Annotated in this window: 7 protein-coding genes; 4 read left to right on the top strand and 3 right to left on the bottom strand. The window is 40.7% G+C overall.

All coding sequences use genetic code 11. From position 1 onward, the window contains the following. Nucleotides 1-228: 228 nt before the first annotated feature. From BGP15_RS25075 to BGP15_RS25060, 4 genes are all read left to right on the top strand, one after another. Nucleotides 229-1,455: a C40 family peptidase gene (locus BGP15_RS25075; protein WP_286771001.1), complete on the top strand. Its 1,227-nt coding sequence runs from the start codon at nucleotides 229-231 to the stop codon at nucleotides 1,453-1,455. Between the two features lie 8 nt (nucleotides 1,456-1,463). Beyond that, a complete protein-coding gene (locus BGP15_RS25070; protein ID WP_083296002.1) occupies nucleotides 1,464-2,519 on the top strand; it encodes a dipeptide epimerase in 1,056 nt (351 codons plus the stop codon). 122 nt (nucleotides 2,520-2,641) lie between these two features. Beyond that, entirely contained in the window at nucleotides 2,642-5,833 is a 3,192-nt protein-coding gene (locus BGP15_RS25065; RefSeq protein WP_286771000.1) for a SusC/RagA family TonB-linked outer membrane protein, read from the top strand. A 17-nt stretch (nucleotides 5,834-5,850) separates the two neighbouring features. Beyond that, nucleotides 5,851-7,338, top strand: coding sequence for a RagB/SusD family nutrient uptake outer membrane protein (locus BGP15_RS25060; protein ID WP_286770999.1), 1,488 nt, complete (start codon nucleotides 5,851-5,853; stop codon nucleotides 7,336-7,338). A 54-nt stretch (nucleotides 7,339-7,392) separates the two neighbouring features. Here the strand turns inward: BGP15_RS25060 and BGP15_RS25055 are convergent, their stop codons facing one another. Genes BGP15_RS25055 through BGP15_RS25045 form a run of 3 tightly spaced genes read right to left on the bottom strand, consistent with a single transcriptional unit; the run spans nucleotide 7,393 to nucleotide 11,200 of the window. Beyond that, the gene (locus BGP15_RS25055; protein ID WP_286770998.1) at nucleotides 7,393-8,796 is read right to left on the bottom strand and encodes a M14 family zinc carboxypeptidase; all 1,404 of its coding nucleotides are present in this window, start codon (nucleotides 8,794-8,796) and stop codon (nucleotides 7,393-7,395) included. A gap of 1 nt (nucleotide 8,797) precedes the next feature. Further along, on the bottom strand, nucleotides 8,798-9,853 hold the full coding sequence (locus BGP15_RS25050; protein WP_286770997.1) for a S66 peptidase family protein: 1,056 nt from the start codon (nucleotides 9,851-9,853) through the stop codon (nucleotides 8,798-8,800). A gap of 9 nt (nucleotides 9,854-9,862) precedes the next feature. Next, complete coding sequence (locus BGP15_RS25045) at nucleotides 9,863-11,200, bottom strand: dihydroorotase (RefSeq protein WP_046672196.1); 1,338 nt, start codon at nucleotides 11,198-11,200, stop codon at nucleotides 9,863-9,865. Nucleotides 11,201-11,498 lie beyond the last annotated feature (298 nt).

Here is an 11,498-nt window from a genome sequence, read left to right as displayed (position 1 = left end):
AAAATGTTATGCTACATTTTTACAGCTTCGCCGTAAACGGAAGAAGAATGTTGCCGTCACAATCAATAAGCAATATTACAAAATGGTTTTAGCAAATAGATGATTTAATTAAAATTAAACCTAAACATTCGTTTTTTAGCAACATAACATCAAAATCACTTAAAAATCGACAATAAAAATTGACTTATATTATGAATTAATCCTATCTTTAGAAACAAACTAATTCGCATGAAAAACACTCTTAAATTCGCTATTTTAGCTTATGCAAGCCTTATAGGGGTTGAAAGCAGTCAGGCACAGCAGCTAGATTCCACGACTTATTTCACGATCAAAGAGTTGCAAGAAAACGTAAAACGTGAATTTGCTCCCGATAAAAGAACCAAGATCGTGGCCATCCAGAAAGCGGATATAGCACAGAACCAATATGTGCTCGAAACAACTGAAAAAGATGCTAAATTCGTTTTAGAGCAAAAGGCAAAAGATATATCAGCCAATATTCAAGTACAGCTCTTGCCCGATGCAAGTGTAGGCGAAAAAACGACTGGAGTAATCAGACTCTCCGTCGCAAATATGCGCACATTTCCAGATAATGCTGCCGAGCTGACTAGCCAGGTTTTATTAGGAACGCAAGTTGACCTTCTGCAAAAAAAGAGCGGTGACTACCGTGTCCGTACACCCGACGGCTATATCGCATGGGTTCCTAGTTCGTCTATTGAAGCCATGGACAAAACCATGCTGGCCAATTGGCGACAAGCGGAAAAAGTGATTTATACAGCTGAATTTGGAAAATCATATTCTGAACCCAATGAAAAAAGCCTGCGGGTATCTGATCTCGTTTATGGTGACATCCTTCAATTGAAAGGACAGAAAGGCAATTTTTATGAAATTGCCTATCCGGATGGACGTTTAGGTTATATTAAAAAATCAGAAAGTCTAACCTTAAAAAATTGGTTTGAAACACGCCAACCTACGGCGGAAAATATTATTGCCAGTGCAAAAACAATGTTGGGTCTACCCTATTTATGGGGTGGGACATCAGTAAAAGGCGTAGATTGCAGCGGTTTTACTAAAACAAGTTTCTTTATGAACGGCTTCGTAATTCCGCGAGATGCATCGCAACAAGTACTTGCAGGTGAAAAAATCGACATTTTAGATCAAGATGGGCATTTCGACCCTGAGAAAGCACTTAAAAATCTGAAACCGGCAGACTTATTATTCTTTGCGGCAGGCAAAAATAGCAATCCTAATGCCCGTGTAACACACGTTGCACTCTATATCGGCAATGGAACCTTTATTCATGCTGCAGGCTTGGTACGGATCAACAGCATGCTAAAGGATGCGGCAAACTATGATGATTTTCAAACCCGAACTGTGGTTGCTGCACGCCGTTACCTCGGAGTTCACGATAGCGCAATACAGAAAGTCGTTGAAAACAATTATTACAACAATAAATAAACATAGCGATGAGCAATCAATCTGAATGGATTAGTAAAGATTTTGGGGCCTTTAAATTAAGGTTTCGGCCTTACACGCTAACTTTGCGCCATGTCTTTACAGTAGCTTCCTTTAGCCGAAGCACAACACCGGTTGTATTGACCGAATTAGAGTATGATGGCGTTATCGGTTATGGCGAAGCGAGTATGCCACCCTATCTTGGCGAGTCACAAGATAGCGTGATTTCGTTTTTGAATCAAATTGATCTCACAGGTTTTAACTCACCTTTTCAAACCGAAGAGATTCTGCATTATATTGATCAGCTTGCTTCGAAAAACACGGCTGCAAAAGCGTCCATTGATATTGCCCTACATGATATCCTTGGTAAAATTATGAACCAGCCCTATTATAAGATCTGGGGGTTAAATCCTGACCTTATCCCACCGACGTCCTACACCATCGGAATCGATACAGAAGAAATGATCCGCCAAAAAGTTGCCGAGGCTGATCAGTTTAAAATTTTAAAGGTGAAGCTGGGGCTCGACACCGACAAAATGATTATTGATACCATCCGTCAGGTTACCGATCGACCATTATGCGCCGATGTGAACCAGGGTTGGAAAACACGTGAAGAAGCCTTGGAGATGGCGCATTGGCTTGCAGAAAGAAATGTTTCTTTCTTAGAACAGCCTATGCCTAAAGAGCAGATCGATGATAATGCTTGGTTGACAGAACATAGCCCAATTCCCACAATCGCCGACGAAGGATGCCAACGATTGGTCGATGTGCCGGGTTTAAAGGGGGTTTATTCGGGTATTAACATTAAACTGATGAAATGCACGGGCATGCGCGAAGCGAAGCGAATGGCAGAACTTGCTCGTTCTTTGGAAATGAAAGTCATGATCGGCTGTATGACAGAAACTTCTTGCGCTATCAGTGCAGCGGCACAACTTGCACCTTTAACAGATTGGGCAGATCTAGACGGTGCTTTATTAATTGCAAATGATATATACGACGGCATGACCGTGGTAAATGGCAATTGCCTTCTCCCCGACCGTCCGGGAATTGGAATTGTAAGAAAATAACCCTATATTCAGTGCAATGTTTTTTTCTTAAAGAAAAGATTGCACTGAATTGCTATCGCAAGTTTGACCAACACTCGACAGCACCAAAATATTAACAACTAAATTAATCAATTCACACTTTTATGAAACAACATGTGCTCACAACGTTGTGTCTCATAGCCTGTAGTTCGATGCAGTCTTTATATGCACAACAGATCCAAATTGCTGGTAAAATAACAGACAGCAACGGAAAACCAATTAGCGGAGTTACAATACAAGTAAAAGGCGCAAATCAGGGAACTTCAACCAACGAGAATGGCTCATTCACCTTAACTGCAAATGCTAATGCTACGCTAACGATTTCTGCTGTGGGATATAAACCACAAGAAATCCAAGTGAATGGCCGAAAAACGATCAGCATCTCCCTCTCTGGTAATGAACAAGCATTGGATGAAGTTATGGTCGTCGCTTATGGTACCGCTAAAAGAAGTACCTATACGGGTTCGGCGGCAACTGTAAAAGCCAAAGACATTGATAATGTTCCTGTCACTTCATTTGAAGGCGCTCTCAGCGGACGTGTTGCTGGACTTACTGTATCAACTCCCTCAGGCCAAGCTGGATCTACTCCAAGTATACGTATTCGGGGTATCGGTTCTATGAATGCCTCCAATGAACCATTATATGTCATCGACGGAGTTCCTGCAAACTCGGGTTCAGGCGGGCAGATGGGCGATTACATCTACACCTCCAATAATGTCATGGGCAATTTAAATCCCGATGATATCGAAACAATTACAGTACTGAAGGATGCTGCAGCATCATCTTTATATGGCTCTAGGGCAGCTAATGGTGTCATCCTAATTACGACAAAAAAAGGAAAAACAGGAAAGCCTACAGTAAATTTTAAGAGCTCACTTGGTTTTACGCCTACATGGGCAACAGACAATTACGAGACCGCGTCACCTCAAGATCAGGTCAATATGCTCTATCAGATCTTTTATGACTATCGCACCTCAAATGGAAAAACTGAAGCGGAGGCCAATACTTATGCTTTAACGCAGCTGAATAATAAATTCAATAAACACGGTTATCGTTTTGAAACCAATGGCACCGGACGATATGACAATGTGAGTATACTGGGCATGACTGACGGTATTGAAAACAGAGAGGGCAAATATTACGATTGGGATAAGGCATTGTTCCGTACCGGTATTTATCAAGACAATAATCTTTCACTTTCAGGAGGAACTGATGCCACAAAGTATTTTTCTTCTTTAGGTTATACAACAGATAAAAGCCGGATCCGAGTCAATGATTTCGAACGTATTTCAGGACGTTTGAATTTAACACAAAAAATAGTTGATAATCTCGAGTTTGGAACAAATATTAACATTGGCCACAACAAAAAAAAGGGATTTAATGACACTAGAAATACCGGATCAAATTATTTCCTTCAATCCCGAAATCTGTTATGGCCTCTATATTGGCCGACAAACTATAAAACTGGAGAGGATTGGACAGATCGTTACGGTAGCTATGCTTACAATGCGGACTATTATGACAAACAGTGGGACAACAGCTCCAAAACAAACAAATTAGGGGTTATCAGCAACTTAACCTGGAATATACTACCCAGTTTAACAGCCAAGACTGTATTCTCATATGATTACACAGACATGAAGGACTACCTATATTATAGCGCCAAGCATTTCAATGGCGTCAGTGATGGCGGGGTCGTTCACCAGTTTAACACCAATATGTTAAAACTGGTCAGCTCCAATACCGTCAATTACAACAAATCCTTCGACAAGCATAACCTGAATTTATTAGCTGGTTTTGAGGTTGAGAAGAATAAGACGGATTTCATGCGCACAACAGGAAGAGGCCTGGGATCTGCTGAGCTGCCTTATATTTCGTCTGCGGGTAAATTTGAGGCCAATGCATATAGTTGGGGTTATAATCTAATGTCATATCTCGGAAGAGCCGAATACAACTATGACAACACCTATTTCTTAGCAGCGTCTTACCGCCGTGATGGTTCGTCTAAATTGGGACCTAAAAACCGATGGGGAGACTTCTGGTCTGTATCAGGTGCATATAGCTTAAAAAATCTACCTGCTTTTAAAGAAAATGATGCGATCAATACCTTACGTCTTAAAGCCTCATACGGTATTAATGGTACATTGCCCAGTGATAATTTTGGATGGAGAAGGCTTGTATCTTTCAACAACTTTAACTACAAAGGCCAGCCTGGCGGAAATCTGGTATCAAATCCCGACCCGGACATCACCTGGGAAACGTCCTATACCACCAATGCGGGGCTGGAATTTGGCTTCCTAAAAAATAGGATTACGGGATCGGTAGAATATTTTAACAGAACATCCAAAAATCTGTTACAGGACGTCCCTACATCACAAACGACGGGATTTAGTACTGTATTAAGAAATGTAGGTCAGATCAACAACAAGGGATTAGAAATTGAATTGGCTGGCGATATCATTAAAAAAGAAGATTTCAGATGGAGTGCCAACGTAAACGCCGCATTTATCACCTCTAAAGTCCAAAAACTTAACGACAAACAAGATATCATCTGGTATGATCCTACAGGGTCAGTCGGAAATGACACAAAAGGGAGCGGGGACGCGAGGGCCCAATTTATCTATAGAGAAGGACAGTCCACACTAGCTTTTTATGGTTATGAATGGGCTGGTGTAGATCAAAAAAATGGAAAAAACGTTTATTATACTAACAATAACCAAACTGGTACTGATATTTTCGATTATAACGGACGCAATGCGACTTACGATTTCAATAAAGCGGACTATACAATCATTGGAAATGGTGTTCCAAAAGTCAGCGGTGGTTTAAATACAGATTTCGAATATAAAAATTTCAATTTGGGCTTCAATTTCATTTACAAAATTGGTGGAAAGCTCTACGACGGTGCATTCAAGGATGTTGCCGATGACGGTTATTATTGGGAAAGAATTCGCTCCGAGTATGCATTTGAGCACATGTGGACAGATAACAATACTGGAGGTACGCTACCAAAATTAGATGGCAATGACTTAACAGACCCTCAAAAATACAGCTCAAGACAATTGCATGATGCTTCCTTTCTAAGATTAAAGAACATCAACTTTGGTTATAGGCTACCTAAGAACTTCCTAAATAAAGTCGGATTCAGCAACGCGCGTGTCTACTTTAATGGCACGAATCTATTGACTGCATCTAAATATAAAATTGCGGATCCTGAAGTCGGTCAATATTCAACTCGCGGATGGGAAACACCAATTGGGAAAACCTACACATTTGGAATTGAACTAGGTTTTTAATGCTTAAATTTTATACAATGAAAATATTCAAAATATCCATTATAGCAGCTGCTCTATTGACGTCGTTCAGCAGCTGTAAAGATTTCCTGGATGTCGAACCTGGAAATTCAATTGACGCAAATACGGGATTCAATAGCGCAAGCGATGCCCGAAACAGAATCAATGGACTTAGCCGGCTTATCGCTTCGTCCAGCTATTACGGTCGAAATTTCGAACTCTATGGTGAAGTTAAAGGCGGCGATCTCACCGTCTATTCACAAGGAAGAGGTTTGGATCAATTGTATTCTTTCAATCAAGATGCCGAAACCAACAACTTCGGTGGCTTCTGGTCCCAAATCTATAATTGTATCGCACAGACAAATGATGTTTTGGAAAAAATAGACAAAGTTGATGCTGCTTCCAAAGCACAATATGCGAATGCACAAGGGCAATTATTGACGTTACGTGCATTGTTTTATTTTGACCTCGTCAGATTATATGGCAAATCGTATACACACGACAAAACTTCCAAAGGGGTGCCAATTGTGATCAGTTCCGCATTATACAGCAACAAACCTACCCGCGCCACTGTAGAAGAAGTCTATACACAAATCTTAAAAGACCTCAAGGCTGGCCAAGAGCTGCTAAGCGCAAATAAGAAGCCAGACAATGGTTATATCAACTATTATGCAAATTTGGCTATTCAAAGCCGTGTCTATCTGACTATGGCAGACTACGAAAATGCTTATCAGAAATCCAACGAGATCATTACCGACAATGTATACAAATTGTATGAAAATGAAAAGTGGGCAAGTTCATGGGCAAGTATGTATGGCAGTGAATCTATCTATGAACTCGGCATCAACGAAGGCGAGGCAGATCTTGGAACGGCTAGCTTAGGCTATTACCTCATGCGGAGAACGGGTGGTCAGGGCGGTATGTTTTACGCCAGTGATTATTATTTGAATCGATTAAAGGAAGATACCGGCGACGTCCGCTGGGCAATTTTAGGTCGTGATGAAAGCTCAGCTACCCGTATGGGAGCAGTATATAAAAACTTAGGCAGCGTCAACACCAACACATCGCTCCCTTTAAATTCATTGGGAGATAAAGGAAATACCAATAACACGGCAGTTAATATCAAGGTCGTTAGACTGTCGGAAATTTATCTTATTGCTGCCGAAGCTGCATTAAAAAAACCGACATCTGACCCTACAAAAGCTGCTGGATTCTTAAACGCTATCAGCAAACGTTCTCCAAATCGTGTGGCATTTACTGCTGGCTCCATTAGTGAAGATGCTATTCTAAAAGAAAAAAGCAAAGAATTGTTTGGAGAAGGACATCGTTATTGGGACATGATCCGTCTGAACAAAAAGATTACTTTCAACGACGATTTTCAGGGTTTAACAATCAAAACTCGGCCAAAAGAAATTGATCGTACGTTTGAAAAATATATATTACCGATTCCGCAATCTGAGATAAATGCCAACCCAATACTAAAAGATCAACAAAATTCGGGTTATTAATTTCAATAAACAAAAAAGGTCATTCTAGAATGACCTTTTTTGTTTATTGAAAAGCTAATAGACACAATTTTTATAATTCAGATCCTGACTAGCAACGGCAAGGTCGAGGACATAACCATTGATTATGGCGTACCTGATATCTTCGTCCGTACCAATAAAAAAATTTGCCATAGAACCGAGTTTTGGCAGTTTCTCAGACAAGAAATTTTCACTGGACACGATATTAATCGGAAAATGGTGCAATTTACCAGCAGTTTCGCAATCCTTAATATGAACCGTGGCTATTCCTTTACGCAATAGACCCTGAATAAGGTTGTGATCCAATTGGTTAATTAGAAGTGCATTATCATATTTCTTAGCGGGGATAAACTTAAGTCTCGAAACATCCAGATCTAGATATCCATAAAAATCCTGCAGATCGCCAATATCCTCGACTACCCCCACTACACAATAGTCAGATCCTATCGTCTTTTCATTTTGCCGAATGGCAATATCAACAACAATTTGGGCTCCATCCTGCTCAATGGTCAAATTTCTCAGTAACACATCATGGAGCTTTTCATCATTGAAGGGAATCGTATCGTAATCGGTAATCGAATACTGTTCAAACGATTGGTCAGCAATCTCCTCAAATGCTTTTAACAATGCGACGAAATTACATTTTCTGACCATCATTTTTTCGCTATCACCTACATAAGCTCCTGATTCAATTAAAACAGTACGAACTCCCCATTTTTGAAAGTTATCGCCAAAGCCACGTGGTGTATGTTCATCGTCATACTTTGCGACCGCATCGGGTACAACCTCTTGAAGGATCTTATTTATTCCCACAATTACACGCATAGCATCCGCCCGTGTTGCATTGATATTCCGCGCATAATCATAAGCTGGGGCCAACAAGGAAATTGCCACTGGCGTATTTGTCCCAGGAATATTGTAGTAATTGTTTTGGTTGTGCAGGTTAAAGGCAAAATCAGGTTTTAACAACATGGCTTGCTCCTTCAATAGGGCTCCCTCTACGGTTGCAGTAGCCCGAGCGTCCCTATTCATATCCACATCCATTGCTGTCCTACGTTGAAACCGTTCGGTACCATCTGGGTTTAGCATCGGAATAAAATATAGCGTCAATTTTGATGCTATCTCATTTCGGTATGCATCAAAACCATCATCTTTCCCGCCAAAGAAATTAAATAGATCAAATAATGCCATTGTCGCTGTAGGTTCATCACCATGCATTTGTGACCATAAAAGTATTTTAGTTGGCCCTTGACCATATTGTAACCGACAGATCGAACGGCCTTCGCTTGATTGACCAATTTCCGTTACAGCAAGGTGTCCAGCGCTCCTGATATTTTCCAATAACGGTAATATATCGCCATGTTTAAATCTTCTATGCATCAAAGCCCTTTCTTCATACAAAGAAAAGGCTTCGATTAAATCATTCTTTACTAATTTCATATTAATCTCTTAATGCAGGCTCCATTAAGGCAATTGTACCTTGAGAAGCATCCACACGAACTTTTGAACCCACGGGTAAGATAAACTGTTCGGCAATATGCCCAATGACTGCCCCTGTATAAGCCGGAATTTTCAAAGGTTTGATATAATCATTGAACAGTTGATCAAGTGTTACGGATCCATAGCCAGCAGATGGTTTGCAATTGGTGCACTTGCCAAAAATAAAGCCCTTAATTACGCCTAATATACCCGCATTTTTCAATTGACAGAACATCCGATCTACCCGTTCCATATCTTCGTCTACCTCTTCAATAAAAAGAATTTTATCTTTAAAGTCCGGTAGATAGGGCGAACCACATAATCCGGTCAATACGGTCATATTCCCACCCAGCAATATTCCTTCTGCTATGCCAGGATGAATTGTTGCTATTCGGTCTTTAGTCTGTACAATGGTATCGCCCTTCAACTTGGGGTTCTCAAAAATCGCTGGCTGATTGGCAACAAACTGGGCTTTGAAAGCCTCTGCAAGTTTTTTAGTCCACGTGCTGATACCAACTGCTCCGTGAAATGTAACTAGTCCTGTCTTTGCATACAAGGCCAAAATAAGCGCCGTTATATCTGAATAACCCAATAGAATTTTGGGGTTATCGGAAATCAGTTTATAATCTAGCCGATCCAAAAGGCGCGAAGTACCCGATCCGCCCCTGATACAGACAATCGCTTTGACAGTCTTATCTGCAAACATATCGTGTATGTCGGCAATACGCTCCTGATCGGTACCGGCCAAATTACCATAGCGGCTGCGGATATGTTTACCCTCTTTTACTTTAAAACCCTGTGTCTCGAATATTTCACGCGCAATGCTAATGGACTCTTCCTCATCCAATACACCTGCAGGTGTAATTAAACCTATGGTATCCCCCAATTTTAACCTCGTTGCAAGCAAAGCCGCTTGGCCGTACAATTCATTTTTGTCTCCGGTTGGCAATCCCATTCCCAGTACAGGAATAGACAACATGCTTAAAGCAACCGATTTTAGAAAGGCTCTTTTTTCCATTGTTAAATACTATCGGTTGAACAACAGACGTTCACCAGCACCTTTCTCAATAAGTTGCCCATTGGAGAAAGCAAGTTTACCTGATACGAAAGTATGTTCAATCGTTGAGCTAAATGTGTGTCCCTCAAATGGTGACCAGCCACATTTTGACAGGATATTTGCTTTCGAAACCGTATAAGGTTTATTCAGATCGACCAACACAAGATCGGCCCAATATCCCTCACGAATGTAACCTCTATCTTCGATTTGGAACAATGTAGCCGTATTGTGTGCAGATTTTTGCACCAATTGTTCCAGGGTCATTTTTCCCGCTTTGACCATATCCAACAAGGCTTGCAATGCATGCTGTACAAGAGGTCCTCCGCTTGGCGCTGAAGCATAGGGCTGCGATTTTTCCTCCATTGTATGCGGAGCATGATCTGTCGCTATCACATCGATATGCCCATCTAATAAAGCTTTTAGAATTTGGTCGCGATCATTGGCTGTTTTTACAGCTGGATTCCATTTGATAAAATTACCTTTTGAAGCATAATCCTGATCAGAAAACCAAAGGTGATGGATACAAGCTTCAGCCGTTATTTTTTTATCCTTTAATGGAATATCATGACTAAATAATGCAATTTCTTTGGCTGTTGATATATGAAGGATATGCAAGCGTGTATTATGCTTTTTTGCCAATTCGACAGCTTTCGACGAGGATAAATAGCAGGCTTCCTCAGAACGAATCAATGGATGCATCTCAATTTTCAATCCATCCTCACCATATTTTTCCTTAAATAGGGCCAGATTTGCCTTTATCGTCGCCTCGTCTTCACAATGCGTAGCCACCAAGGTCGGAGCATTCGCAAAGATCCCTTCCAACGCTTTTTCATTATCCACCAACATATTCCCTGTAGATGACCCCATAAAAACTTTGATACCACAGACATCTCTTGGATTAGTTTTAAGCACCTCCTCAAGATTATCATTAGCCGCCCCCATAAAGAATGAGTAATTGGCCAATGCATTTTTTGCTGCAATATCATATTTATCTTGAAGCAACTGCTGAGTCAACGTATTCGGGACAGTATTAGGCATTTCCATGAAGGAGGTTGTCCCACCAGCAACTGCGGCGCGGCTCTCATGCCATATATCCGCTTTATAAGTTAACCCGGGTTCTCTAAAATGAACCTGGTCATCGATAAGTCCCGGTAGCAAGTGTAGCCCCTCAGCATTTATCTCCTGATCAGCAGGATGATTAATTTCCTGAGCAATCATTTCGATTCGACCATTGCTGATATATACGTCAGCAACCTCAACTTTACCTTCATTGACTAGTTGTGCAGATTTTATAAGAATAGATGACATGTTGAAATTTTTACTTTGCTTTAGGTCAAAAGTAAAGATTTGTTGCGGTGATATCAAGTCATCTCGAGAAAGAGTTCCCTATAACGATGGCAATTCCTTCACTAAATCCGCTCCTTTCTCTTATGTTAAATTGGAAACATCTGCCCCAGATTTGTCCAGATTTGGCGCAAGGCGAATCGTATAGAATCTATACTGTGGAAAGTTTGACTAGTCCTGAAAAATCGATACAGGTTTTCAGTGATTAAAAATAAATAATTTAAACAGTAGTAGCCGATAGGTTGCTACTGTTTTTTGTTTT

Source organism: Sphingobacterium sp. 40-24, from assembly GCF_001899705.1.
GTDB classification, from domain to species: domain Bacteria; phylum Bacteroidota; class Bacteroidia; order Sphingobacteriales; family Sphingobacteriaceae; genus Sphingobacterium; species Sphingobacterium multivorum.
The sequence above is the reverse complement of the archived record's forward strand: the minus strand, read 5'-3'. Positions and strand labels throughout refer to the sequence as shown.

Bases quoted from the DNA above. Each gene is read 5' to 3' on its own strand.
- BGP15_RS25050 (WP_286770997.1), bottom strand. From the start codon at position 9,853: ATGGAAAAAAGAGCCTTTCTAAAATCGGTTGCTTTAAGCATGTTGTCT.
- BGP15_RS25055 (WP_286770998.1), bottom strand. From the start codon at position 8,796: ATGAAATTAGTAAAGAATGATTTAATCGAAGCCTTTTCTTTGTATGAA.
- BGP15_RS25060 (WP_286770999.1), top strand. From the start codon at position 5,851: ATGAAAATATTCAAAATATCCATTATAGCAGCTGCTCTATTGACGTCG.
- BGP15_RS25075 (WP_286771001.1), top strand. From the start codon at position 229: ATGAAAAACACTCTTAAATTCGCTATTTTAGCTTATGCAAGCCTTATA.
- BGP15_RS25065 (WP_286771000.1), top strand. From the start codon at position 2,642: ATGAAACAACATGTGCTCACAACGTTGTGTCTCATAGCCTGTAGTTCG.
- BGP15_RS25045 (WP_046672196.1), bottom strand. From the start codon at position 11,200: ATGTCATCTATTCTTATAAAATCTGCACAACTAGTCAATGAAGGTAAA.
- BGP15_RS25070 (WP_083296002.1), top strand. From the start codon at position 1,464: ATGAGCAATCAATCTGAATGGATTAGTAAAGATTTTGGGGCCTTTAAA.